This window comes from Actinopolymorpha singaporensis (assembly GCF_900104745.1).
In the GTDB taxonomy this organism is placed as follows: Bacteria; Actinomycetota; Actinomycetes; order Propionibacteriales; family Actinopolymorphaceae; genus Actinopolymorpha; species Actinopolymorpha singaporensis.
In genome coordinates, this window is sequence record NZ_LT629732.1 from 5751486 (window position 1) to 5775838 (window position 24353).

At 72.5% G+C, this 24353-nt stretch carries 23 protein-coding genes and 1 pseudogene; 3 read left to right on the forward strand and 21 right to left on the reverse strand.

Features of this window, described 5'->3' with window-relative positions:
* Positions 1-45 precede the first annotated feature (45 nt).
* The 3 genes from dprA to BLU27_RS25710 are packed head-to-tail and all read right to left on the reverse strand — an operon-like array spanning position 46 to position 3372.
* Complete coding sequence (dprA, locus tag BLU27_RS25700; protein ID WP_092656169.1) at positions 46-1359, reverse strand: DNA-processing protein DprA; 1314 nt, start codon at positions 1357-1359, stop codon at positions 46-48.
* Position 1360: 1 nt separating this feature from the next.
* Positions 1361-3016, reverse strand: coding sequence for a YifB family Mg chelatase-like AAA ATPase (locus BLU27_RS25705; protein ID WP_092656170.1), 1656 nt, complete (start codon positions 3014-3016; stop codon positions 1361-1363).
* On the reverse strand, positions 3013-3372 hold the full coding sequence (locus tag BLU27_RS25710) for a YraN family protein (protein ID WP_092656171.1): 360 nt from the start codon (positions 3370-3372) through the stop codon (positions 3013-3015). The genes BLU27_RS25705 and BLU27_RS25710 overlap by 4 nt, the downstream gene beginning before the upstream one ends.
* Before the next feature lie 173 nt (positions 3373-3545).
* Between BLU27_RS25710 and BLU27_RS25715 the strand changes: the two genes are divergently transcribed.
* Together BLU27_RS25715 and araD are read left to right on the forward strand one after the other, a co-directional pair.
* Complete coding sequence (locus BLU27_RS25715; protein ID WP_092656172.1) at positions 3546-5285, forward strand: thiamine pyrophosphate-dependent enzyme; 1740 nt, start codon at positions 3546-3548, stop codon at positions 5283-5285.
* A gap of 38 nt (positions 5286-5323) precedes the next feature.
* Positions 5324-7048, forward strand: coding sequence for an L-arabinonate dehydratase (gene araD / locus BLU27_RS25720; RefSeq protein ID WP_092656173.1), 1725 nt, complete (start codon positions 5324-5326; stop codon positions 7046-7048).
* Positions 7049-7082: 34 nt separating this feature from the next.
* Here the strand turns inward: araD and BLU27_RS25725 are convergent, their stop codons facing one another.
* The 16 genes and pseudogenes from BLU27_RS25725 to pabB form a co-directional block, all read right to left on the reverse strand.
* A complete protein-coding gene (locus tag BLU27_RS25725) occupies positions 7083-7838 on the reverse strand; it encodes a ribonuclease activity regulator RraA (protein ID WP_092658293.1) in 756 nt (251 codons plus the stop codon).
* A gap of 83 nt (positions 7839-7921) precedes the next feature.
* Positions 7922-8497: an LURP-one-related family protein gene (locus BLU27_RS25730; RefSeq protein ID WP_092656174.1), complete on the reverse strand. Its 576-nt coding sequence runs from the start codon at positions 8495-8497 to the stop codon at positions 7922-7924.
* Positions 8494-8826 (reverse strand): DUF2469 domain-containing protein, encoded by a 333-nt coding sequence (locus BLU27_RS25735; RefSeq protein WP_092656175.1) that lies wholly within the window; start codon positions 8824-8826, stop codon positions 8494-8496. The genes BLU27_RS25730 and BLU27_RS25735 overlap by 4 nt, the downstream gene beginning before the upstream one ends.
* A gap of 248 nt (positions 8827-9074) precedes the next feature.
* A pseudogene (locus BLU27_RS25740) lies at positions 9075-9725 on the reverse strand (ribonuclease HII); the annotation flags it as partial.
* A gap of 15 nt (positions 9726-9740) precedes the next feature.
* Positions 9741-10685, reverse strand: coding sequence for a signal peptidase I (gene lepB, locus BLU27_RS25745; protein ID WP_241827638.1), 945 nt, complete (start codon positions 10683-10685; stop codon positions 9741-9743).
* Between the two features lie 23 nt (positions 10686-10708).
* Entirely contained in the window at positions 10709-11068 is a 360-nt protein-coding gene (gene rplS, locus BLU27_RS25750; protein ID WP_092656178.1) for a 50S ribosomal protein L19, read from the reverse strand.
* A gap of 220 nt (positions 11069-11288) precedes the next feature.
* On the reverse strand, positions 11289-12098 hold the full coding sequence (gene trmD, locus BLU27_RS25755; protein WP_092656179.1) for a tRNA (guanosine(37)-N1)-methyltransferase TrmD: 810 nt from the start codon (positions 12096-12098) through the stop codon (positions 11289-11291).
* Positions 12095-12640 carry a ribosome maturation factor RimM gene (gene rimM, locus BLU27_RS25760; protein WP_092658295.1) on the reverse strand — a complete coding sequence of 182 codons (546 nt, stop codon included), beginning with the start codon at positions 12638-12640 and terminating at the stop codon, positions 12095-12097. Before rimM ends, trmD begins: the two co-directional genes overlap by 4 nt.
* Positions 12641-12752: 112 nt before the next feature.
* Complete coding sequence (locus BLU27_RS25765) at positions 12753-13007, reverse strand: RNA-binding protein (protein WP_092656180.1); 255 nt, start codon at positions 13005-13007, stop codon at positions 12753-12755.
* A 2-nt stretch (positions 13008-13009) separates the two neighbouring features.
* Positions 13010-13486, reverse strand: coding sequence for a 30S ribosomal protein S16 (gene rpsP / locus BLU27_RS25770; RefSeq protein ID WP_092656181.1), 477 nt, complete (start codon positions 13484-13486; stop codon positions 13010-13012).
* A gap of 277 nt (positions 13487-13763) precedes the next feature.
* On the reverse strand, positions 13764-14858 hold the full coding sequence (locus BLU27_RS25775) for an amidohydrolase family protein (RefSeq protein ID WP_092656182.1): 1095 nt from the start codon (positions 14856-14858) through the stop codon (positions 13764-13766).
* Positions 14855-16468 (reverse strand): signal recognition particle protein, encoded by a 1614-nt coding sequence (gene ffh / locus BLU27_RS25780; protein WP_092656183.1) that lies wholly within the window; start codon positions 16466-16468, stop codon positions 14855-14857. The genes BLU27_RS25775 and ffh overlap by 4 nt, the downstream gene beginning before the upstream one ends.
* A gap of 137 nt (positions 16469-16605) precedes the next feature.
* Positions 16606-19011 carry a [protein-PII] uridylyltransferase gene (locus tag BLU27_RS25785; protein WP_092656184.1) on the reverse strand — a complete coding sequence of 802 codons (2406 nt, stop codon included), beginning with the start codon at positions 19009-19011 and terminating at the stop codon, positions 16606-16608.
* Between the two features lie 31 nt (positions 19012-19042).
* Positions 19043-19381: a P-II family nitrogen regulator gene (locus BLU27_RS25790; RefSeq protein ID WP_092656185.1), complete on the reverse strand. Its 339-nt coding sequence runs from the start codon at positions 19379-19381 to the stop codon at positions 19043-19045.
* Complete coding sequence (locus BLU27_RS25795; protein ID WP_172805036.1) at positions 19378-20868, reverse strand: ammonium transporter; 1491 nt, start codon at positions 20866-20868, stop codon at positions 19378-19380. The genes BLU27_RS25790 and BLU27_RS25795 overlap by 4 nt, the downstream gene beginning before the upstream one ends.
* Positions 20869-21085: 217 nt before the next feature.
* Complete coding sequence (pabB, locus tag BLU27_RS25800; RefSeq protein WP_092656186.1) at positions 21086-22561, reverse strand: aminodeoxychorismate synthase component I; 1476 nt, start codon at positions 22559-22561, stop codon at positions 21086-21088.
* 240 nt (positions 22562-22801) lie between these two features.
* On the opposite strand from pabB, the gene BLU27_RS25805 reads away from it, so the two are divergent.
* Positions 22802-23569 (forward strand): GAF domain-containing protein, encoded by a 768-nt coding sequence (locus BLU27_RS25805; protein WP_092656187.1) that lies wholly within the window; start codon positions 22802-22804, stop codon positions 23567-23569.
* Here the strand turns inward: BLU27_RS25805 and trxA are convergent.
* A complete protein-coding gene (trxA, locus tag BLU27_RS25810) occupies positions 23558-23935 on the reverse strand; it encodes a thioredoxin (protein ID WP_092656188.1) in 378 nt (125 codons plus the stop codon). The genes BLU27_RS25805 and trxA overlap by 12 nt on opposite strands.
* Positions 23926-24327: a MerR family transcriptional regulator gene (locus BLU27_RS25815; protein ID WP_092656189.1), complete on the reverse strand. Its 402-nt coding sequence runs from the start codon at positions 24325-24327 to the stop codon at positions 23926-23928. The genes trxA and BLU27_RS25815 overlap by 10 nt, the downstream gene beginning before the upstream one ends.
* Positions 24328-24353 lie beyond the last annotated feature (26 nt).

The window sequence follows — 24353 nt, forward strand, 5'->3', positions numbered from 1 at the left end:
GACCGGCCGAGGAAGCGAGCCGCTGCTCGGTGCGGGTCGCGGCGGTCATGGGCCGCTCGACTGGTGTCGGCGGGTGTCCCGCTCCCGGGCCGACAACCGCCAGCCGGTCCCCTGGCGTTCGACGAAGCCGAGCAGGAACAGCTCCCCGAGCGCGGCGAGCACCTCGTCGGCGGCCACCCCCGCTGACCGGGCGATGGAGGCGACACCGCTCGCCCGCAGAACCGGCACCGCCTCCAGCACCTGGCGCGCCCGCGGGTCCAGACCGTCCCGTGACCGGCTGACCCCGGTCTTCGGTGAGGCGAGGTCCATGCCCAGTCGGCCGATCTGTTCCACGACCTCCTCGGCGTCGGTGACCAGGACGGCGCCGCCGTCGCGGACCAGCCGGTGTACCCCTGCCGAGGCAACGGAAGTCACCGGCCCCGGCACGCCCATCACCTCCCGATGGCACCGATCGGCCCAGCTCGCGGTGTTGAGCGCCCCGCTGCGCAGTGCCGCCTCCACCACGACGGTGCCCAGGGTCAGTGCCGCGATCAGGCGGTTGCGGATGAGGAAGCGCGGCCGGCGCGGAGTCGATCCGGGCGGCACCTCGCTGATCACCAGTCCGGCGTCGGCGATCCAGCTCAGGAGCTGTTCGTGCGCCCGGGGATAGGGGACGTCCACGCCGGAAGCGAGGACGGCGACCGTGCAGCCACCCGCGGCGAGCGCGCCGCGGTGGGCAGCCGCGTCGATTCCGAACGCGCCTCCGGACACGATCGTCACGTCGTGGTCGGCGGCACCGGATGCGAGCTCGGCCGCGACGTACAGGCCGTACTCGGTGGCCGCCCGGGCTCCGACGAAAGCGCACGAGCGTGCGGTCACGGCCCGCAGATCCGTGCGCCCGCGCACCCACAGCGCCAGCGGAGGACCTCCGCGTCCGTCGATGGTCCCGGCCACGTCCAGGACGTCGAGCGAGGGCGGCCACTCGGCGTCGCCGGGGCAGACCAGCCGGCCGCCGACGGTGGCAGCGGTCTCCAGGTCGCGGTCGGGGTCGAAGGCCGCGAGCCGGGACTGGTAGTCGCCGAGCCTGCGGCCCGGGAACCGGCTCGTGCGGATGGCGTCGTAGGCGGCCTCGGCGCCGTGCTCGGCGACGAAGCGGGCCAGGGTCAGATCACCGGGTTCGCCGAGACGGGTCAGAGCGGCCCGGGCCCGGCGTTCGGCCGAGGTGACCCCGCCTCGGCTGTCCCGTGCCGAGGAGTCGACCGCCGCCGGAGCCCCTACTCCACGACGGTTCTCCTGGTTCTCCGGACTCCTCGTGGAACCCGGGTCGCCTACGCCGTCCAGGCCGAGTTGGCCGGGTGCGTCACCAGCTGGGTTGGCCATGTCAGCGGCTCCGTCGTCTCGGTGTGGACTCCCCCGCCACCGCGACCGGAACCGATGCGACGGGTGGCACCGCGCCGTGCCTTCCTGTGTCCCGGCGGAAGGGCTCCCTGCCCAGCCGCAGCGTCAGTGCCGCGAACACGTCCTGCCGCCCGGGGCGGTCGCGGCCGGCCAGATCCGCGAGGGTCCAGGCCAGGCGGAGCACCCTGTCGGCACCGCGGGCGGTGATCCAGCCTGAGCTGAGCTGGCTCTCCACGGCGGGCAACGCGTCCGGCTCGGGTGGCCAGCGTCGCCGCAGCTCGTAGCCGGGCACGTGGGCGTTCAGCGTCCACGGATCGTGCGCGAAGCGCCGGACCTGGCGCTGCCTGGCCGCTCGCACCCGCTCCGCGACGACGGCACTGGGCTCGACCAGGCTCTGGTCGGCGACCATCTCCGCCCGGGCGACGGGCTCGACAAACTGCATGATGTCGATCCGGTCCTTGATCGGACCGGACAGACGATGCTGGTAGCGGCTCCTGGCCTGTGGGGTGCAGGTGCAGTAGAGGCCCTTGCCGTAGGCGCGTCCGCACGGGCACGGGTTGGACGCGATCACCAGTTGGAAGCGGGCGGGAAACCTGGCTGTGCCGGCCGCCCGGGCGATGACCACCTCGCCGTGTTCGAGCGGCTGGCGCAGCGCGTCGAGCACCGTGGGCCTGAACTCGGGAGCCTCGTCCAGAAACAGCACCCCCCGGTGGGCCAGCGACACCGCGCCCGGCCGGGCCGTCCGGGCACCCCCGCCGACGATCGCCGGAAGGGAGGCGGAGTGGTGGGGATCGCAGAACGGCGGCCGCACCACCAGCGGAGCGTGTGAGGGCAACAACCCCGCGACCGAGTGGATGGCGGTCACCTCCAGCGCCTCCCGCTGGTCGAGGTCGGGGAGCAACGAGGGCATCCGCTCGGCCAGCATCGTCTTGCCGGCGCCCGGCGGACCCGACATCGCGAGGTGGTGCCCACCGGCGGCGGCCACCTCGACCGCCTTCCGGGCGGCTGCCTGACCGAGCACCTCGGCGAGATCGAGCCCGGCCAGCCGATCCGAGCGCGGCAGCACACTGTGCTCGGCTGCCGCCGGATCGTCCTCGGCGGGATAGGGCGGCTCGTCGGGCAGCTCCTCCCCGCACAACAGAGCCATCGTCTGCCGCAGTGACCGCACACCGAAGACCTCCACTCCGGCCACCAGCCTTGCCTCGTCGACGTTGGGCTCGGGAACGACGAACCGCGTCCGGCCCGCCGTGGCGGCGGCGAGCACGGAGGGGAGGGTGCCCCGGATGGGTTTGAGGCGGCCGTCGAGCCCGAGCTCACCGAGCAGCACCACGTCGTCGAGCCGGTCCTGCGGAACGGCCTGGGCCGCACCCAGCACCGCCATCGCGATGGCCAGGTCGAAATGGGCGCCGGCCTTCGGCAAGGTGGCCGGTGACAGCGCCACCGTGAGCTTGCGCTGCGGCCAGCCCTGGCCGGAGTTGGCGACGGCGGCACGCACCCGCGACCGCGCCTCGGCCAACGCGGCGTCTGGCAGGCCCACCAGGCTGAACCCGGGAAGGCCGTTGCCAATGTGGGCCTCCACGTCGACGACGTGGCCCTCCACTCCGGACAGGGAAACGGACCGGGCACGAGCGAGCGTCATCCGTCGATCCCCCGTACGTGCTCGATCTGGGCGGGAGCCGACCCCCGGCGGAGTATGCCGACGACGTCGATCCGGACCGCACGCGGCCGAAGGTCGTGGTCGGCGAGGAAACGCGCGGCGAGCCGGCGTAGCCGCGCGGCCTTCTCCGCCGTCACCGCCTCCAGCGGGGTCCCGAACATCACGCCGGACCTGGTCTTGACCTCACACACGACCAGGGTCTGCTCGTCCCGCGCGACGATGTCGATCTCGCCGATGTCACAGCGCCAGTTGCGGGCCAGGACGGCGAATCCGGCCTCCTGCAGATGCCGGGCCGCCAGCTCCTCGCCGTGGCGTCCGACCAGGTCTTTCACTCGCATCGGTGCTCACCTCCGCGACCACTGTGGCCGGACGCGCGGGCTGGTTTCGGGGCGGCGAGACGGACTGTGGACAAGGCCGCCGGCGTACCGACTGTGGACAGAAACCGGTCGCCACGCGGGTGTTGCGGGAGGCGGCTGATATGACGGGAGTCCGCGCAGAAGGGAGGGAGCAGATGACCCAGACCGTCGCCGGGACGGCTGTCCGGCAGCTTGTCGAGGCCGGCGTCCGGACCGCGTACACGGTTCCGGGAGAGTCCTTTCTCCCTCTGCTCGACGCCTGGGAGGCCGAGCACGGCGTACGCCTGGTCTCGACTCGGCACGAGTCCGGGGCGGCGTTCATGGCGGAGGCGGAGGCCAAGCTGACCGGGCGGCCGGCGCTCGCCCTGGCCAGCCGCGGTCCCGGGGCTGCCAACCTCGCCATCGGCGTACACACCGCGCGCCAGGACCAGACGCCGCTGATCGCGATCCTCGGACAGGTGGAGTCCGGCGCACGTGGCCGGGAGTCGTTCCAGGAGGTCGACCTCGCCGCCATGTACGCCCCACTCACCGGATGGGCGCGGGAGGCACGCGCCGCCGAGGAGGTGCCGTCGCTGTTGGCCGAGGCCCACCGAGCGGCGACCGGGCCGCGCCCCGGGCCGGTGGCGCTAGCGGTGCCGGCGGACTTCTGGACCGCTGCGTACGACGAGGGGATGCCGCTCGCGCCCGGCGGCGACCAGCACGCCCAAACGGCCCGCTCCAGCGGCGAGTCGGCCGACGAGTCAGCGGACGGGCTCGCCGAACACCTCGCCGGCCTGCTGTCGTCGGCGCACCGACCGGTGGCGATCTGCGGTCCAGGCGACCGGGTGGGCCGGGAGACCCTGCGGGCCGCCTGCGAGGCCGCCGGCTTCGGGGTCTACTCCGCGTTCCGGCGGCAGGACTGCTTCGACGAGGACCACCCGCACTTCCTCGGGCACCTCGGTCTCGGCGTACCCGCGCAGGTGCGCCAGGCGCTTGACGAGGCCGACCTGGTGATGGTCCTCGGCACCCGGCTGGATGCGATCACCGCGCAGGACCACCGCTACCCCCTGCCCCACCAGCACCTGGTCCTGGTGGGCACCGGCCTGCCAAGGCCAAGGCACCCGGGCCTCACCACCGTCCTGGACGCGGACCCGCACGCCGTCCTGGCTGCCCTCGTCCGCCGCGCCACCGGCGCTACGGAGGCCGGCTACCAGGGTCCGCGAAGTCCGGGAGCGCCCCAGAGCGCACGGGCCGCGGCGCGGGAACGGTGGGAACGCCACCACGCCGCCGCCGTCCGGTACGCCCGCCCGACCGGCGAGGCCACCCGGCCCGGCACCGTGCACCCGGCCGAGGTGGTCACCGCGCTGCGGCGGCTCGTCCCCGACGACGTCATCCTCACCAACGACGCCGGCAACTTCTCCGCGTTCTTCCACCGGCACTGGGGGTTCCGCGCCACCCATCGCCTGCTGGCTCCCTGCAACGGCGCGATGGGGTACGCCGTCCCGGCTGCTGTCGCGGCCAAGCTGCACCGGCCGCGGAACACCGTCGTCGCACTGGTCGGGGACGGCGGCGTCCTGATGACGGGGCAGGAGATCGAGACCGCGGTGCGACACGCCGCGCCGATTGTCGTCCTGGCGTTCCAGAACGGCATGTACGGCACCATCGCCATGCACCAGGCGACCTCGCACGGACGGCTCGCCGGCGTGGACATCGGCCGCCTCGACCTCGCCACCTGGGCCCGCGGCCTGGGCGCGGAGGGCTTCGTCCTCGACGACCCCGCGCGCGTGGAGGCAGTCCTCGCCGAAGCCCTGCGCTGCGGACGGCCCTGCGTGGTGGACGTGCGTACCGACCCCGACGTCATCGCGCCGGGCCGGCGGCTCTCCGGCCTGCTCGAACCCGCCGGCCACCCCACGTAGACCCACGTAGAAGCGTCCACCCAGAATGGGAGAACACCGTGACCCGCCTTCGCCCCGAGGACCTGCGCAGCCACGCGTGGTATGGCGACCCCGGCCTGCGCGCCTTCGGTCATCGTTCCCGCACCCGCCAGATGGGCATCAGCGCCGAGGAGCACCTGGGCAAGCCGGTCATCGGGGTGATCAACACCTGGAGCGAGATCAATCCCTGCCATACCCACCTGCGCCAGCGGGCGGAGGAGGTCAAGCGCGGCGTGTGGCAGGCCGGTGGCTATCCCGTCGAGCTTCCGGCGATGTCGTTGTCGGAGCCGTTCCAGAAGCCGAGCACGATGCTCTACCGCAACCTGCTCGCCATGGAGACCGAGGAGCTGTTGCGGTCGTACCCCATCGACGGCGCGGTTCTGCTCGGCGGCTGCGACAAGACCACCCCGGCGTTGCTGATGGGCGCGGTCAGCATGGACGTGCCCTCGGTGTTCGTGCCGGCCGGGCCGATGCTGCGCGGAAACTGGCGCGGCACCGTCCTGGGCAGCGGCAGCGACGTGTGGAAGTACTGGGCGGACAAGCGCGCGGGCGTCATCGGCGACCAGGAGTGGAGCGAGCTCGAGGACGGCATCGCACGCTCACCGGGCCACTGCATGACGATGGGTACGGCGTCCACGATGACCTCGGCGGCGGAGGCGCTCGGCATGACATTGCCGGGTGCGGCGTCGATTCCGGCGGCGGATTCCGCGCACGCCCGGATGGCCGCGGCCAGTGGCCGGCTCGCGGTGGACATGGTGTGGAACGACCGGCGGCCGTCCCAGATCCTCGACCGGCGCGCCTACCTGGACGCGGTGACCACGGTGCTCGCGCTCGGCGGCTCCACCAACGCCGTCATCCACCTGATCGCGATGGCCGGTCGAAGCAAGGCGGAGTTGACGCTGGACGACTTCGACGAGCTCTCCCGCCGGGTTCCCGTGCTGGCCAACATCCGCCCGACCGGTGCCTACCTCATGGAGGACTTCTACTACGCCGGCGGGCTGCGCGGCCTGCTCGCCCAGCTCCGCGACCTGCTGCACCTGGACCGGATCAACGTGACCGGCCGGACGCAGCGCGAGGTGCTGGCCGGTGCCGAGGTGTACGACGCGGACGTGATCCGCCCGCTGGACAAGCCGGTGTGGCCCGAGGGTGGCCTCGCGGTCCTTCGCGGCAACCTCGCCCCGGCCGGCGCGGTGGTCAAGCACGCGGCGGCCGACCCGCGCTTCCACCGGCACACCGGGCCGGCGGTGGTCTTCGACGGCTACCAGGACCTGCAGCGCCGGATCAACGACGAGTCCCTGCCGATCACGCAGGACACCGTGCTGGTGCTGCGCGGCGCGGGGCCGCACGGCGGACCCGGGATGCCGGAGTACGGCATGCTGCCGATCCCCGACCGGTTGCTCAGGCAGGGCGTGCGGGACATGCTGCGGATCTCCGACGCCCGGATGAGCGGCACGAGCTACGGCGCCTGCGTGCTGCACGTCTCACCCGAGTCGCACGTCGGCGGACCGCTCGCGCTGGTACGCGACGGCGACCTGGTGACCCTCGACGTCGCCGAACGCCGGCTGAGCCTGGAGGTGTCCGACACCGAGCTCGCCGAACGCCGGGCAGCGTGGGCAGCCCCGGAGCCGGCGTACGGGCGAGGCTACGGCGCGCTCTACCTCTCCCACATCACCCAGGCCGAGGAGGGCTGCGACTTCGACTTCCTCGCCCGCGAGGGACAGGTGGCCGCGCCGGAGAGCCGCTGAGAGCCGACGCGCGCCGCCGGGAGCCGAACGGGGCTCAGGCCTGGGGCGGGTTGTCCTTCGCCCAGGCGCGGTAACGCTCCCGGGTCTGCTCGTTCGGCGGGTAGACCCCGGGCAGTGCCGCCCCCGCCTCGATCTCCGCCTGGACGAACTCCTCCAGGTGTTCCTGCGCGACCGCGTCGCGGGCGACCTCCGCGGCCAGCTCACGCGGTACGCACACCACACCTTCACCGTCACCGACGAGCACGTCGCCCGGATACACCGGCACCTCCGCGCAGCCGATCGGCACCTGCAGGTCGACGGCGTGGTGCTGGACGAGGTTGGTGGTGGCCGAGACTCCCGCGGAGTACGCCGGCAGCCCCAGCGTGGCGAACGTCGGCGAGTCGCGGACCGAGCCGTCGGTCACCACGCCGGCCGCCCCGCGGCGCAGCAGCCGGGTGCCGAGGATGCCGCCCAGGGAGGCCGCCCGGCCCCGGCCCCGGCAGTCCATCACCAGCACCTGGCCGGGACCGACCGACTCCACCGCCTTGCGCTGAGGGTGCTCGGGGTCGGCGAAGACACCGAGCACATCGAGATCCTCCCGGGCCGGGATGTAGCGCAGTGTGAACGCGGTGCCGACCATCCGTGCCGCATGCGGGTTCAGCGGGCGCAGACCGGCGAGGAAGGTGTTGCGCAGGCCGCGGGACATCAGCTGGGTGGTCAGCGTCGCGGTCGACACCTGTCGCAGTGCCGCGACCGTCTCCGGTGCCAGCGGGCCGGACTGGGCGGGCCGGGACTCGCGGACGTCGGTCATCTCGAAGCGCTCCCTCTCGGTCGGCCGGAACGGACCCGGCACGAACGGCCCCCAGGACGGACCTGGGTGGTGAATCCCGGGCTTCAGCGAGCCTGCAGCGCGTCCAGGGCGACCGCCATCGCGCACGCCAGCCGCCGGTCGAGTGCGGGGTCGCGCACGGTCACGTCGTAGCGGTCGCGGAGCCCGAACCGGCGCTCGACCGACATCACCGGCCGGCCGTCGCCGGTGGTGAAGTCGAAGTGGTACGGCAACGGCAGGGAGTCCTGCACACGGCGCAGGATCGCGAACAGCTGGCTGCGTTCGCGTCCGACACACTCTCCCAGACCCGGCTGGGACAGGTGCCAGGTCGAGCGCAGCAGCGACTGGCGGAAGTCCTTGCGGAACGACCCGACCGGCGAGCCGTCGGCGGCGGTCACGTCGTAGGTCGCGCCGAGGTCGACCACCGATCGGGCCTTGAAGCCGAACAGCGGCGTCTCCATCCCGTCGTCGGCGTACAGCGTGACCTGCTCCCGGAACGCCATCCGCTTCTGCTGGGCCACGGCGACCAGGACGTCGCCGGTCCAGATCTCGTACCGGTTGACGGTGAACCGCAGCTGCTGGCGTACCTCGAAGTGCTCGTTGGAACCGAACCTGGCCTGGAAACCGCTCGGGTCGCTCACCGGCCGCCGCCGAAGGGCCCGTCGTCCTTGGGCACGTCGAAGTCGCTCTTGGCCAGCTCCTCGACGTTGACGTCCTTGAACGTCACCACCTTGACGTTCTTCACGAACCGCGCAGGGCGGTACATGTCCCACACCCAGGCGTCGGACATCGTGACCTCGAAGTAGGTCTCCCCGCCCTCGCTGCGGACCTTCAGGTCGACATGGTTGGCGAGGTAGAACCGGCGGTCGGTCTCGACGACGTACTTGAAGATTCCGACGACGTCGCGGTATTCGCGGTAGAGCTGGAGCTCCATCTCGGTTTCGTACTTCTCGAGGTCTTCGGCGCTCATCGCGCGCGCTCCCCTCCCCGAGCTCGGTTCCCCGTGGTCACGCTCACCAGGTCCTCGCTGTCGGTCGGTTGGTCGTCGGCCGGCCGGTCGCCGTCCGGGACGGGGGCCGTCCCGGAACCATTCTGGCCCATGCCGCTGGACCTGCCCGGCACGGACCCGGCCGGGGACGATCCGTCCGGTTCGTCCCGGGGTTCCGGCTCCTCCGGCGGCTCCTCCGGGAGCTCCTCCACCGGAATCGAACCGGTGCGGTCGACCCCCGCGGCGCGCATGACGTTGATGTAGCGCAGCCGGTGTTCCGGACACGGTCCGTGCCGATCGAGCGCCGTCTGGTGGTCGGCGGTGCAGTAACCCTTGTGGGTGGCGAAGTCGTACGCGGGATAGCGCTCGGCCAGCTCGCACATCAGCCGGTCGCGGGTGACCTTCGCGATCACCGAGGCGGCGGCGATGCAGGCGATCACCCGGTCGCCCTTCCAGACCGCGAGGCCGGGGGCGCCGAGGCCGTCGACCGGAAAACCGTCGGTGAGGACGTACGCCGGCCGGGTGTCCAGCGCGAACAACGCCCGGCGCAACGCCTCGATGTTGACCCGGTGCATGCCGAGCCGGTCGCACTCGGCGGGGGGTACGACGACCACGGACCAGGCGACGGCCCGCCGGACGATCTCGGCGTAGCAGCGTTCGCGGGCCGCGGCGGTCAGCAGCTTGGAGTCGGCGAGGCCGCGTACCTCACCGCGGCTTCCCTCCGGAAGGATCACCGCGGCGGAGACCAGCGGGCCCGCGCAGGCGCCCCGGCCGGCCTCGTCGACGCCCGCCACCGGGGCGAGCCCCCCACGGACCAGGGCGCGTTCGTACGCGTAGAGGCCCGAGTCTCGCCGGACCACCACTCGGCGTACGGCTGGCATGGCCTGACCTCCCGGTCAGCGGCCCGCCCGGGACCGGCGGCGTCGCAGCAGCCCGCGCCGTAGTCCGCCGAGCGGGAACACGACACCTGCCCCGGCCAGGACGGGCACGGCGTCGGTCAACGGGGAACCGATCGGTGCGGTCGGCGCGGTCGACGCGGTCGACGTGGCCGGCACCCGCGCCTGCCCACTGGCCAGGCCGGCGTCGCCGTAGGCGCCCGGCCGGGTGAGCAGGTCGACCCGGTTCAGCGGCCACACGATCACGAACGCGCGGCCGACCACGTGGTCGATCGGGATGGTTCCGCCACCGGGGTCACCCAGGTGGGAACGGGAGTCGGCGGAGGCGGACCGGTGGTCGCCCATCACCCACAGCCGCCCGTCCGGCACGCGGACGTCGAACGCCATCGCCGACGGCGGGTCGCCCGGGTGCAGGTAGCCGCTCTCGGTGATCGCCTTGCCGTTGACCGTCACGCGGTTCTGCTTGTCGCAACAGACCACATGGTCGCCGGGCAGGCCGATCACCCGCTTGATGAAGTCCTTCTCGCCGACGGTGGAGAAGCCGAACAGCTCGCCCACCTTGTGCAGCAACTTCTGCACCGACCCGCTGGGCTGAGCGAGGTCGACCTCGCTCTCCCAGGAGTCGGCGCCGTTGAACACGACCACGTCGCCGCGCTGGATCTCGCCCAGGCGGTACGACAGTTTGTTGACGAGCACCCGGTCACCGGGGACCAGGGTGTTCTCCATCGACTCCGACGGAATGTAGAACGCCTGCACCAGGAAGGTCTTGATCAGCAGCGCAAGACCGAGGGCCAGGACTACGAGGACGGGGAGCTCGCGCCAGAAGGAGCGCTCCTTGCCGCGGTTACGCCGGGCGTCACTCGTGTCCGACCCGTCGTTGGACCCCACAGTCGACGCCCTCCCGGTCGCCGGCTCACCACCGGCAGCGATCTCCCGCTCATCCACCCGTCGAGCCTAGTCCGGCAGGCTCAGTGCGCGGCGGTGGACTCGCGCTTCTCCTTGATCTTCGCGGCCTTGCCGCGCAGGCCACGCACGTAGTAGAGCTTCGCGCGGCGGACGTCGCCGCGGGTGGCGACCTCGATCTTCTCGATGATCGGGGTGTGCAGGGGGAACGTGCGCTCCACCCCGACGCCGAAGCTCACCTTGCGGACGGTGAAGGTCTCCTTCAGACCGGCACCGGCGCGCTTGAGGCAGACGCCCTGGAAGACCTGGACCCGGGTCCGGTTACCTTCGACGACCTTGACGTGCACCTTCAGCGTGTCGCCGGCCTGGAAGTCGGGAACGTCGGAGCGCAGGGAGGCGGCGTCGACGGCCTGGAGCGAAGTCATGTCTTCTCCTCGTGGTGCCACAGGTCACCATCGGTAGATGGTCTGTACGTGGTGACGCGATCGGGCGAGTGCCCGGCGCTCCCCCTGTGGCAGGAACGCTGATCGGCTGGACCCGCAGTGGGCAGCCAGCGGCCAAGTCTGGCATACCGAGCTGGGAACTCCCACAGCGACCCGGAAAGCCGGAGCCGGTTCGCCCGGTTCGGGTGGATCTCGGCCGGGGTCAGCCCGGCCCGCTCTCCTCGCCGGCCCGCCCGGCGCCGGACGAGTCGGACCCGTGGGCGTCCGGCCGGTCCCGCTCGGCGAGGACCCGCCGGTCCCGGGCGTCGAGCTCGTCCGCGGGCAGTCGGCTCAGCAGGTCCGGCCGGCGCCGCGCCGTGCGCCGCAGCGCCTCGTCCCGGCGCCAGCGGGCGATCTGGCCGTGGTGCCCGGACAGCAGGACCGGCGGGACCTCACGTTCGCGCCAGGTCGCCGGCTTGGTGTAGACGGGGTATTCCAGCAGCCCGGCGCTGTGGGACTCCTCGGTCAGCGACTCCGGGTTGCCGAGCACCCCCGGAAGCAGCCGGGCCACCGCTTCGACGATCACCAGGACAGCCACCTCGCCGCCCGCGAGAACGTAGTCGCCGAGCGAAACCTCGTCGACGCGCATCCGGCTGCCGGCGTACTCCACGACCCGCTGGTCTATCCCCTCGTACCGCCCGCAGCCGAACACCAGCCACGGCTCGGCGGCGAGTTCGGCGGCGAGGTCCTGGGTGAACGGCCTGCCGGCCGGCGTGGGTACGACGAACCGCGGCTGGGCACCGCCGGGCGGCGCCAGGGTGTCCAGCGCCTCACCCCACGGCTCGGGCCGCATCACCATGCCGGCGCCGCCGCCGTACGGAGTGTCGTCGACGGTGCGGTGCCGGTCGTGGGTCCAGTCGCGGAGGTCGTGGACGCGCAGGTCGAGGATGCCGCTGTCGACCGCCTTGCCCACCAGCGACAGCCGCAGCGGGGCGAGGTAGTCCGGGAAGATCGAGACGACGTCCAGCCTCACGGGGAACCCTCCGGTCCCCGCTCCGGCACGTCGTCGTCCTCGACGTCCCCGAGGAGGCCCGGCGGCGGGTCGACGATCACCCGCCCGTGCTCGAGGTCGACCTCCGGCACGATCGCGGCGACGAACGGCACGAGCACCTCGCCCGCGTCCGGCGTGCGTACGGCGAGCAGGTCCTGCATCGGCAGGTGCACGACCTCGGTCACCTCCCCGACGTTCTCCCCCGCGACGGTCACCGCGGCGAGCCCGACCAGCTGGTGGTCGTAGAACTCGTCGGGGTCCTCGGGGCGTTCGTCGTCGGGCACCTCGGCCACCAGATCGGTCCCTCGCAGACGTTCGGCGGCGGTCCGGTCGCGTACGCCGTCGAAGCTCACCAGCAGCCGGCCGCTGCTCCAGCGCACCGTGTCGATCCGCAGGTCACCGGCGTCGGTGGCGAAGGACGCGCCCGGCACGAACCTCTCCTCCGGCGCGTCGGTGCGCACCGTGACGGCAACCTCGCCACGAAGCCCGTGGGCACGGCCGATCCGGCCGACGAGCAACTCCATCAGAACAGCCTCCGCGAGGGCGGGACGAGCGGTCAGGACGTACGAAGGGCCGGCGGCGCCGCGTTCGGCCGAACCGAACGGGACGCTGCCGGCCCCACGCGTTGCTGTCTGGTCAGCGGCCGCGGCCGCCGCGCGCGCCGACCTCAACGAAGTCGATGCGCGGGCTGCGGCCCTTGTCGAGAGCGCCGACCACCGTGCGGATGGCCTGCGCGGTGCGGCCGCGGCGGCCGATCACCCGGCCGAAGTCCTCCGGGTGAACGCGGACCTCGAACGTGCGACCGCGCCGAAGCTCCCGCGTGCTCACCCGGACGTCATCGGGGTGAGCGACGATGCCGCGGACGACGTGCTCGAGCGCCTCGACCAGCATGGTCAGGCCCCGCTCTCGCCCTGCGCGGCCTCGGTGCCGGCGGACTCGCCGGTGGCCTCGGCCTGGTCGGCGGGCTTGTCCTCGGCCTTGGGCTTGCGGGCCGCGGACTTCTTGCTGACGGCCTCGCCCTGCGGCTCGGAGTGCGCGTCACGCAGCGCGTCGTCGAACAGCGCGCGCTTGTCGGCCTTGGGCGCCGGCGTCTTCAGCGGCTCCGGAGCGGGCTCGCCCTTGAACTTCTGCCAGTCACCGGTGCGCTTCAGGATCGCGAGGACCGGCTCGGACGGCTGCGCCCCCACGGACAACCAGTGCTGTGCACGCTCGGAGTCGACCTCGATGAAGCTGGGGTCGCTCTTGGGGTGGTACTTGCCGATCTGCTCGATCGTCTTGCCGTCGCGCTTGGTGCGAGAGTCGGCCACGACGATGCGGTAGTAGGGCGCACGGATCTTGCCCATGCGCTTCAGCCTGATCTTGACGGCCACGAGTGTGGAGTCTCCCTGTGTGGACGGAGGGTGAGCGGGCAGCGCCGCGTGGGGTGCGGAACCGACCTCTCGAAGGGAGCCGGCCAGCCGCGGAGTTGAGAGGGCTCGCGACGGACGGACTCGGCCGACCATTGTGCCAGACGGGGCGGAGCGCGTGGCCCGCACGGGTGCACCGGGCGGAACGACGAGCAGATCGCACCCCGCGAACCAGGCGAACCCGGACGTTTCGGCGGGGTCGGAGGGACCCGGCGAGATGGCTCCTCCCAGGCCCCGGGCCCTACGCGACCACCCTGCCGCGCAGGACCACGCGTACGGGAGCGGCCAGCGTGCGGAGGTCGGCCACCGGGTCGTCGGCGTACACCACGAAGTCGGCCGGTGCGCCCTCCTCCAGCCGCGCCGGCCGACCGAGCCACTCGCGGGCCCGCCACGAGCCCGCCGCCAGTGCGTCGTACGGCGACATGCCGGCGCACTCGGCGAGCATCCGGATCTCGGTCGCCACCAGCCCGTGCGGGAGCACGCCACCGGCGTCGGTGCCTGCGTAGATGGGGACACCGGCCTCGTAGGCGGCCCGCAGCGTGCCGTCGACCCGGGAGTGCAGGTCGCGCATGTGCCGGGCGTACGCCGGGAACTTCGCCTCACCCTGGGCGGCGTACTCCGGGAAGTTGTCGATCTGGCGCCGGGTCGGCACCAGCGCCACCTGGCGGCGGGCCATCTCGGCGATAAGGTCGCCGGTCAGCCCGGTGCCGTGTTCGAGGCAGTCGATCCCGGCGGCGAGCAGGTCGGGCAGCGCGTCCTCGCCGAAGACATGCGCGGTCACCCGGGCACCGAGCTCGTGGGCCTTCGCGATCCCGGCGGCCAGGGCGTCGCCGGGCCAGCACGGCGCGAGGTCGCCCACGCCCCGGTCGATCCAGTCGCCGACGAGCTTGACCCAGCCGTCGCCGCGGTTGGCCTGCTCGGCCACGGTGTCGACGAGTTCGAGCGGCTCGACCTCGGCGCCGTAGTTGCGGATGTAGCGCTTCGTGCGGGCGATGTGGCGCCCGGCCCGGATGATGCGGGGCAGGTCGTCGCGGTCGTCGATCCAGCGCGTGTCGGCGGCGCTGCCGGCGTCCCGGATCAGCAGGGTGCCGGCGTCGCGGTCGGCGACCGCCTGCTGCTCCTGCACCGGCGGCGGCACGGCGCCGTCGGCGTCCAGGCCGACGTGGCAGTGGGCGTCGACCAGGCCGGGTACGACGTAGCCCTCGCCGACCAGGTCGGCGTCCGGCACCGGTCTGTGGCTGATCCGCCCGCCGACGACGTACAGGTCGCGGTGCTCGCCCTCGGGCAGGACGACACCGCGTACCCGAAGCGCACCCTCACGACCCCTGGTGGTCACTTGCCGTCTTTCGGCAACAGGTCGCGCAGCTCCTTCGGCAGCTCGAAGCCCTCCGGGACCTCGGTCGGGGAGTTCAGGTCGGGCAGGCCGTTGCCGCCGAACGCGGCCGGGATGCCGCCCTGCTCCTCGCCCTGGTCGCGGGCGGCCACGGCCGCCTCGGCGGCCTGGCGGGCCCGCTTGGCCGGGTTGCCGGAGCGCCCACCGGCGCGCTGGCTGCCCTTGCCCTTCTTGCCCTTCTTGCCCTTGCGGCTGCCGGCACCGAGGGCGCCGCCCATGCCCGGGATGTTGGGCATCCCCGGGACGCCCTTGCCCTGGCTGAGCTGGCTCATCATCTTGCGGGCCTCGAGGAATCGCTCCACCAGCAGGTTGACGTCGGAGACCGTGGTGCCCGAACCGTTGGAGATCCGCAGCCGCCGCGAGCCGTTGATCAGCTTGGGGTCCTCCCGCTCGGCCGGCGTCATCGAACGGATGATCGCCTCGATCCGGTCCAGCTCCCGGTCGTCGATCTGGTCGACCTGGTTGCGGATGTCGCCGAGGCCGGGGAGCATGCCGAGGATCTTCGACAGCGAGCCCATCTTGCGGACGGCCTGCATCTGGGCGAGGAAGTCCTCGAGGGTGAAGCCGCGCTCGGTCTTCAGCTTGTCCGCGACCCGGGCGGCCTGCTCCTCGTCGAAGGCCTTCTCGGCGGTCTCGATGAGGGTGAGTACGTCGCCCATCCCGAGGATGCGGGAGGCCATCCGGTCGGGGTGGAAGACGTCGAACTCGTCGAGCTTCTCGCCGTTGGAGGCGAACATCACCGGCCGACCGGTCACGTGCCGCACCGAGAGCGCGGCACCACCGCGGGCGTCGCCGTCGAGCTTGGACAGCACCACGCCGTCGAAGCCCACGCCGTCGCGGAACGCCTCGGCCGTGGTGACGGCGTCCTGGCCGATCATCGCGTCGACGACGAAGAGGATCTCGTCGGGCGAGACCGCGTCGCGGATGTCGGCGGCCTGCTGCATCATCTCGGCGTCGATGCCGAGGCGGCCCGCGGTGTCGACGATCACCACGTCGTAGAGCTTGCTCCGGGCATGCTCGATGCTGCGCCGCGCGACGTCGACAGGGTCGCCCACGCCGCTGCCGGGTTCGGGCGCGAAGACCGCGACTCCGGCCCGCTGGCCGACGACCTGCAACTGCTCGACGGCGTTGGGACGCTGCAGGTCGGCGGCGACCAGCAGTGGCTGGTGGCCCTGACCCTTCAGCCAGAGACCGAGCTTGCCCGCCAGCGTGGTCTTACCAGCGCCCTGCAGTCCGGCCAGCATGATGACGGTCGGAGGGTTCTTGGCGAACCGCAGCCGGCGGGTGTCGCCGCCGAGGATCTCGATGAGCTCCTCGTTGACGATCTTGATGACCTGCTCGGCCGGGTTGAGGGCCTGGTGGACCGCGGCTCCCCGCGCCCGCTCCTTGAGCTGTGCGATGAAGGAACGCACGACCGGCAGCGCGACGTCGGCCTCCAGCAGCGCGATCCGAATCTCCCGCGCGCTGGTGTCGATGTCTTCGTCGGTGAGCCGGCCCTTGCCGCGGAGCCGCTTGAACGTCGCCTCGAGGCGATCCTGAAGGGTGGCGAACACGGTGGCAGTCTGGTCCTCGTTAGACGTGGTGGGGTCCTGGCCAGGGTAACCGTCCGGTGGGCCGCGGTCGGCGGCGCCGGAGGTTTGGCGTCGATCCGACCCTGCTCACCCGGTTTCGGCGGGTCCTCCCCACTGTGTCACCGGTTCGTGCCCCTGTCATCCAGCGCGGTGCGTATCGACTCCGCCACCTGCGCCGCCACGCCGTCGTCCAGCGGGCCGCCCTGAGGCCGGGTCAGGTAGAAGACGTCGACCGCGTTGTCCGCCCAGGTGCTCACGTGCGCCGATCGGACCGAGCAGCCGGTCGCGGCCACGGCCGCACAGATCTGGTGGAACAACCCGGGGCGGTCGTGCGCGCGTACCTCGAGCACCGTGGCGGCGGCCGACGCGCCGGACGCCACCCGCACGTCGGCCGGGGCGGTGAGGCCCGGCCTGCCGTGCGCGGCGTGCGTGGCGTCCATCCTGGCCACCCGTGGGGCCACCTGGTCCCGGCCGGACAGCGCGGCGTCCAGGCGTTCGCGCAGCACCGCCGGATCGGGCGGCTCCCCCGCCACCGTCCAGATCGACACCCCCACGTCACCGTCGGTGTGCACGGACGCCGACCGCACCGACAGCCGGGCGAGTGCCAGGACACCCGCGACGGTGGCCAGCGACCCCACCCGGCCGGGCGCGACGGCGGTGATCCGGAACGGCTCCCCGTCGATCTCGGGCGGCTCGACCACGACGCCGGGCACGTGTTCGCGGGCGAGCGCCCGCTGCCACTGCGCGAGCGGACCCGGCGCCGGGACCTGGCCGCGTTCGAGGTGGCGGCGTACGTGCCCGACGAGCCGGCCGACCAGCGCCGCCCGCCACGGCGTCCACGCCGCCGGCCCGGTGGCCCGGGCGTCCGCCTCGGTCAGGGCGGCGAGCAGGTCGAGGGTGTCCGCGTCACCGACCACGGCGGCGACCTGACGGATCGTGGTCGGGTCGTCGAGGTCGCGGCGGGTGGCCGTGTCGGCGAGCAGCAGGTGGTGGCGGACGAGCAGGACCAGGGTCGCGGTGTCCGCCTGGTCGAACCCCCACCTCGGTGCCAGCCGAGCGGCGATCTCCGCACCGGTCACGCTGTGGTCGCGCGCCGGGCGGCCGGGCTCACCGCCCTCGCCGTCGCGGTCGCCGCGTTCACCGCGTTCGCCCTTGCCGAGGTCGTGCAGCAGCGCGCCGACCAACAGCAGGTCCGGCCGGTAGACGCGGCGGACCAGCCGGGACGCCTCCACGCAGGTGTCCAGCAGGTGGCGGTCGACGGTGTGCCGGTGCACCGGGGAGTACTGCGGCGCGCACCGCACCCGGTCCCACTCCGGCACCAGGTCGTTCACCAGCCCGGCCTGGTCGCAGGTCTCCCACACAGCCAGCAGGTCCGGTCCGCTGCCGAGCAAGGCGGTGAACAACCGGCGCGCCTCCGCGGGCCACGGCGTCGGCAACGTGGCGGGGGTGCTTCCCAGCCGGTCGGCGGTGTGCGGCGCCAGCAGCAGCCCGTGGTCGGCCGCCGCGTACGCCGCCCGCAGGGGCAGCAGCGGGTCGGTGCCGAGGCGTGCCTCCGGTGCCAGCACGACCTCGCCGTCGACGGCGGCGACCCCGGGCCCCAGCGGGGTGAGGGCGGGGCCGGGGCGCGGCCGGGTGCGGCTGCCGCGCCGGACCGAGCGCCCGGCGAGGGCGCGTCCGGCCCGTCGCCAGGCGATGTCGGCGGTGTGGCTCATCGTGCGGCCCAGGTGGTAGACGTACCGCAGCAGTGCGTCCCGGTCGGGCAGGCCGCAGCCGGCCGCCACGTCCGCCTGCAGGTCGGCGCGCAGCCGGTCGGTGGGCCGCCGGCCGCCGACCTCGTGGAGCACGTCGCGTACGTCGAGCAGGCCGGACCGCAGCCGGGCGATGTTCACCTGTGGCACGTCCACCAGCCAGGTGGCGGCCAGCGCCCGCATGACGACGCCGTCGCGCAGGCCGCCTCGTGCTTCCTTCAGGTCCGGTTCGAGCAGGGCGGCGATCTCCCCGACCCGGACGGCGCGTTCACGGCAGCTTCGCTCCAGCTCCGGGAGCCGGCGGGGCGCCGTCCGCCGCCACCCGGCGAGCAGCGTGGTCCGCAGCTGGATCGTCAGCGCCGCGTCGCCGGCCACGTGCCGGGCGTCCAGCAGGGACAGGGCGGTGCGCAGGTCACCGGCAGCCGCCTCGGAGGTCTCGGCGACGGTGCGCACGCTGTGGTCCAGGGCGACCCGGTCGTCCCACAGCGGGTACCACAGGCGTTCGGCCACCGCGGCGACGTCGGGACAGCGGTCGTCGTACAGCAGGAGGACGTCGAGGTCGCTGGCGGCGGAGAGTTCCTCCCGGCCGTACCCGCCGAGCGCGACGACCGACACCCCGCCGGCGGTGGGCGGGATGCCGGTGGCGGCGAAGGCGTCGGAGAGCAGCGACCGCAGCCGCCCGTCGGCCGCCCGGGTGCGCTCGGCCCGCGAACGGCCGACCTGGGTCAGCCGTTCGCGGGCCGATGGCGCCAGCGAGGAGGTGGGGGTGAGTGGCATGGCCAGAAGTCCGCGGCAGGCCGTCAGGCCGCTACAGCGCCTCCGGCCCGTGTTCGCCCGTTCGTACCCGCACGACCGTCTCCACCGGGACGACCCACACCTTGCCGTCCCCGATCTTGCCGGTGTGTGCGCTCTTGACCACGACGTCCACGATGTCGTCCACGTCGGCGTCGTCGACCACGATCTCGACCCGGACCTTGGGCACCAGGTCCACCTCGTACTCCGCGCCCCGGTAGACCTCGGTGTGTCCCTTCTGGCGGCCGTACCCACTCGCCTCGGTGACCGTCATGCCGGAGACCCCGAACGTCTCCAGCGCTGCGCGTACCTCGTCCAACCGGTGTGGCTTGATGACGGCGGTCACCAGCTTCATCGGGTCCAGCTCCCTTCCTTCTCCTCTGCCGGCGCGGCCGCCGGCCCGTCCTCAGGACCCTGACCCGGCTCCCCCGGGCCCGGCTCCGGGCCCGACTCCGACGTTGGCTCCGAGGCCGACTCCGACGTGGGGTCCGAGGCCGACCTCGGCGCCGGCTCGTGCGAGGCGGCGACCCGTGCACCGTGTTCGGGCCGAACCGCCGTGCCCCGGGCGAGCCCGTGGGTGCGTGAACCGCCGCCGATGGTGCTGAAGTCGTACGCGGTCTCCGCGTGCTCGGTGAGGTCGATGCCGCTCACCTCGTCATCCTCACTGATCCGGAAGCCCATCGTCTTGTCGATGACCTTGCCGATCACGTACGTCAGTACGAAGGAGTAGGCGAGGACCGCCGCCGCGGCGACCGTCTGGCGCCACAGCTGGTCGAACCCGCCCCCGTAGAACAGGCCGTTCACGCCCGCCGGCGCCGCCGCGGAGGCGAGGAAGCCGATGATCAGCGTGCCCACCAGGCCGCCGACGAGGTGGACACCCACCACGTCCAGGGAGTCGTCGAAGCCGAACTTCGTCTTCAGCCCGACGGCCAGCGCACACAGCACACCCGCGGCCAGGCCGACCAGGATCGCGCCCAGCGGGGTGACCGAGGCGCACGCCGGCGTGATCGCCACCAGGCCGGCGACCGCGCCGGAGGCCGCGCCGAGCGTGGTGGGCTTTCCGTCCCGGATCTTCTCCACCAGGATCCAGGCGAGCAGACCGGCCGCCGTGGCGACCTGGGTGTTGATGAACGCCACACCGGCGGTGCCGTTGGCCGACAGGGCCGAACCCGCGTTGAACCCGAACCACCCGAACCACAGCAGTCCCGCCCCCAGCAGGACCAGTGGAAGGTTGTGCGGCCGCATCGGGTCCCGGCGCCAGCCGACCCGGCGGCCGAGGACCAGCGCCAGGGCGAGACCGGCCGCGCCTGCGTTGATGTGCACGGCGGTGCCGCCGGCGAAGTCGAGCGCCTTGATCTTGTCGGCGATCCAGCCGCCGTTGCCGTCGTCGAAGAAGAAGACCCAGTGCGCGACCGGGAAGTAGACGATGGTCGCCCACGCGACGATGAACACGATCCACGCGCTGAACTTCGTCCGGTCCGCGATCGCACCCGAGATCAGCGCCACCGTGATGATGGCGAACATCGCCTGGAACGCCACGAACACCGTCGTCGGAATCGTGCCGGACAGCGACTTCTCGCCGATCAGGCCCTCCAGGCCGAAGTCGCCGAGCCCGCCGATCAGTCCTCCGCCGACGTCCTTGGAGAAGGCCAGCGAGTAGCCGTAGAGGACCCAGAGAATGCTCACCACGCCGATCGCGGCGAAGTTCATCATGAGCATGTTGAGTACGCCCTTGGCCCGGACCATGCCGCCGTAGAACAGCGCCAGTCCGGGTGTCATCAGTAGTACAAGTGCGGCACTGGCCAACACCCAGGCGGTGTCGCCGGCACTGAGCTGGGGCATCGCGTCTCCTCCTGTGGAGATCCGAAGCTGTTCTGGGGGGCTTCGGGAGCTCAGCCGACCGGGGCCGGCGGGCGGCGACGGCGGCGCCCTGGGTGAGCTCACGAGGATGCGGCAAGACTTGTCGCGGTGTGTTTCGCCGGCGGGAGTTCGATGTTGCGGGCAGATGACGGAGCCGACGGCGAGTGTGAAATCCGTGTGAACACGGGGACGGATCCCCTCACTCGTCACAAGGGGGAACGACCAGTGCGCGCAGTGGAACGGCGGCCTTCATCAGCATCTCGTCCCATTCGTCCGCCGGGTCGGAGTCCAGCACGATCGCCCCGCCCGCGCCGACGGTGAGCCGTCCCCGGTGGATCACGGCGGTCCGGATCACCACGCTGAGGTCGGCCGTGCCCGCCAGCCCGAAGTGGCCGAGCGCGCCGGAGTAGATGCCGCGCGGCCGGGTCTCCAGCCGGTCCAGAATGCGCATCGTGGACAGCTTCGGCGCACCGGTCATCGAGCCCGGCGGGAAACAGGCCCGGGCCGCGCGCACGGCGGTCACGTCGGACCGCAGCCGGCCCCGCACCGTGGAGACGAGCTGGTGGACCGTGGCGTAGGACTCCACCGAACAGAACGCCGGCACGCTGATGCTTCCCGGCTCGCACACCCGGCCCAGGTCGTTGCGGACGAGGTCCACGATCATCAGGTTCTCCGCCTGCGCCTTGGTGCTCGCCGACAACTCCTTGCGGGCAAGGTCGTCGGCCACCGGCTCGTCGCCGCGGGGTGCGGTGCCCTTGATCGGCCGGGACTCGGCGTACCCCTGCGCGTCGACCCGCAGGAAGCGCTCCGGCGACGCGGACAGGACGTGGAGGTCGTCCAGCCGGAGATAGGCGGCGTACGGGGCGGGGTTGCGGCGGCGCAGGCGGCAGTAGGCCTCGAACGCCTCGAACGCCTCGAACGGGGTACCCGCGAAGGGCATCTCCACGGTGTTGGTGAGGCAGACCTCGTAGCTGTCACCCGCTCGCAACCGGTCCAGGCAGTGGCGTACGTCGCGCAGGTAGGTCTCGCGTGGGCGGGCCAGCCAGGGCTCGGGATCGGGCTCCGGCGTCGAGGGGTTCGGGAGGCCTGGGTTCGGCCTGTCGGTACGACTGGTCGCAGGCAGGCCCGCAAGCGTGGTGGCCGCGTCGTCCAGCCAGGACGCGGGCGTGTCCGCAGTGCCGAGTTCGACCAGCCAGGCGCGTCCGGCCAGATGGTCGAGGGCGAGGTATCGCGTCGCCGCCATCCAGTACGCGTCCGGCAGCTCGGACCGGTGTGGCGAGGGCGCGCCGTCGTGCGCCCTCAACTCGTAGCCGAAGTAGCCGACGTAGCCGCAGGCGAGCTCGGCGGGCAGCTCCGCGGGGACGTCGACACGTCGCTCGGCGAGCCGACGTTCGAGCCGGTCGTAGACCGAGTCAACCGGGTCACCCGAGTCACCCGGATCCGCCGCGTCACCCGGATCCGGGTCCGGCGGGGTCGGTCGCGGCCCGACCTGGTCGATGAGGACGTCGGCGTGCGGACCGGCGCACTCGCCGAGTACGGAGTACCTCGCGGGCCCGCCCACCATGGAGCTGTCCAGCCAGTAGGCCCGGCGGCCGGCGCCGAAGAGGGCCCGGAACGCCTGCTCGGCGTCCACCGTGGCCGCGAGCTCCCGGCACCGCAGCACCCACTTCGTCACCCGGCTCAGCGTAGAGCGCCGACGCCGGGCAGTTGTCACTGCTGTCAACCCGGGCTGGACAGGTGCCGATCACCGTCCTGCCCGCTGTCAATGCCGGGTTTCACCCGTTCGGCGTACCGAGAGGCGACGATCCCGTTCGGTGAGGTCCTGCTCCTCTGTCGACCTGAACGAAGGGCGGCATACCGTTTGTAACCTCACTCGTCCGGGAGCCATGCCGGAAGACCTCTCCGGGGAGTCAGGATGGCCGAGTACGACGGTCTGGCCCGCGATCTCGTCAGGGTCGTGGCACAGAACGGCCTGCAGGCTCCGCTGCGAATCTGCGAGGCGGTGGTGGCCTCGCACCTGGCCGACGGTGCCGCGGTGACGTTGATCAGCGACCCGGATCGGCAGGAGCCGATCTGTGCCACCGACGAGATCGCCACCCGCCTGGACGAGCTCCAGTTCAGCCTCGCCGAGGGGCCCTGCCTGGATGCCCACACCTCCGGTCGTCCGGTGCTGGTGGCCGACATCACCGATCCCGCCGACACCCGCTGGCCCGGCTTCGCCGAAGGTGCTCGCGGCACGCGCGCGCGTGCGCTGTACGCGCTTCCGATGCGGATCGGCGGCGCCAGACTCGGCGTACTGGATCTGTACCGGCTGGAGCACGGGCCGTTGTCCCGCGGGGGGTTGACCATGGCGTTGCGGGCCGCGGATGCGGCGACGTGGGCCGTGCTCAACCCGGGCGCCGGAGGGCGGCAGGCTCCGCCGGGGGTGCTGGAGGACCTGATCGGCGCCGGGCTGGCACGAGCGGAGGTGCACCAGGCCACCGGAATGGTCGCCGTCCAGCTGGGCGTCCCGGTGGGGGCGGCACTGGCGCGGCTGCGGGCCCACGCCTTCGCCCATGGCCGGCCCCTGGCCGACGTGGCCCACGACGTGGTGACCCGGCGGCTGAGACTCGACTCCACCGACGACCCACCCGGCGACGACCGCAATCTCCCCGGCGGGCCCGACGCCCCCTCAGGCCGGTGACAGCACGTCCTCCAACTCGGCGAGCAGTCGCGCCTTCGAACGGGCGCCGACGAGCGACTTCACCACTTCCCCGCCGCGGTAGACCTGCATCGTCGGTACGGCCATCACGTGGGTGGACATGCCGGTCTGCGGGTTCTCGTCGTAGTTGATCTTGACCACCCGGAGGCGGTCGGCGTACTCCCCCGCGATCTGTTCGAGCACCGGCCCGAGCATCCGGCACGGCCCGCACCAGGTCGCCCAGAACTCCACCAGCACCGGCAGGTCGCTGCCGAGCACCCGGTCGGCGAAGGTCGCGTCGGTGACCGCCTCGAGTTCCTGGCCTGCCTGCCCGCGGGACGTACGGGAGGGGTTGTCGTTCAGCAGCATGTCGTGTCTCCAACGGTGGGGTCGGTCAGGTCGGAGGCCGTACGCCGCAGCGCGGTCGCCAACTGCGCTTCGATCTGGTCCCGCACCGCACCCAGCCGGGTGAGACAGTCGTCGATCTCGGCGAGCTTGGCGCGGTAGACCTGCACGGAGCTGGGGCACACGTCACCGGCCTCGTGCCCGGACCGCAGGCACTCCACGAATGGCCGGGTCTCCTCCAGCGAGAACCCGATCGCCAGCAGGGAACGGATCTCCTCGACGATCCGCCGGTCGGTGTCGCCGTAGTCGCGGTAGCCGTTCGACGTACGCCGCGCAGCCAGCAGCCCCTGCGACTCGTAGTAACGCAGTGCCCGCGTGGTCGTGCCGGTTCGTTCGGCAAGCTCTCCGATGCGCATCTGGCCTCCTCGACCACCGACGCTAG

Excerpts from the sequence above, each read along its gene's own strand:
- dprA (WP_092656169.1), bottom strand. The coding sequence starts at position 1,359 with ATGGCCAACCCAGCTGGTGACGCACCCGGCCAACTCGGCCTGGACGGC.
- BLU27_RS25705 (WP_092656170.1), bottom strand. The coding sequence starts at position 3,016 with ATGACGCTCGCTCGTGCCCGGTCCGTTTCCCTGTCCGGAGTGGAGGGC.
- BLU27_RS25710 (WP_092656171.1), bottom strand. The coding sequence starts at position 3,372 with ATGCGAGTGAAAGACCTGGTCGGACGCCACGGCGAGGAGCTGGCGGCC.
- BLU27_RS25715 (WP_092656172.1), top strand. The coding sequence starts at position 3,546 with ATGACCCAGACCGTCGCCGGGACGGCTGTCCGGCAGCTTGTCGAGGCC.
- BLU27_RS25725 (WP_092658293.1), bottom strand. The coding sequence starts at position 7,838 with ATGACCGACGTCCGCGAGTCCCGGCCCGCCCAGTCCGGCCCGCTGGCA.
- BLU27_RS25735 (WP_092656175.1), bottom strand. The coding sequence starts at position 8,826 with ATGAGCGCCGAAGACCTCGAGAAGTACGAAACCGAGATGGAGCTCCAG.
- rplS (WP_092656178.1), bottom strand. The coding sequence starts at position 11,068 with ATGACTTCGCTCCAGGCCGTCGACGCCGCCTCCCTGCGCTCCGACGTT.
- rimM (WP_092658295.1), bottom strand. The coding sequence starts at position 12,640 with ATGGAGTTGCTCGTCGGCCGGATCGGCCGTGCCCACGGGCTTCGTGGC.
- BLU27_RS25765 (WP_092656180.1), bottom strand. The coding sequence starts at position 13,007 with ATGCTGGTCGAGGCGCTCGAGCACGTCGTCCGCGGCATCGTCGCTCAC.
- BLU27_RS25785 (WP_092656184.1), bottom strand. The coding sequence starts at position 19,011 with ATGCCACTCACCCCCACCTCCTCGCTGGCGCCATCGGCCCGCGAACGG.
- BLU27_RS25790 (WP_092656185.1), bottom strand. The coding sequence starts at position 19,381 with ATGAAGCTGGTGACCGCCGTCATCAAGCCACACCGGTTGGACGAGGTA.
- BLU27_RS25795 (WP_172805036.1), bottom strand. The coding sequence starts at position 20,868 with ATGCCCCAGCTCAGTGCCGGCGACACCGCCTGGGTGTTGGCCAGTGCC.
- BLU27_RS25805 (WP_092656187.1), top strand. The coding sequence starts at position 22,802 with ATGGCCGAGTACGACGGTCTGGCCCGCGATCTCGTCAGGGTCGTGGCA.
- trxA (WP_092656188.1), bottom strand. The coding sequence starts at position 23,935 with ATGCTGCTGAACGACAACCCCTCCCGTACGTCCCGCGGGCAGGCAGGC.
- BLU27_RS25815 (WP_092656189.1), bottom strand. The coding sequence starts at position 24,327 with ATGCGCATCGGAGAGCTTGCCGAACGAACCGGCACGACCACGCGGGCA.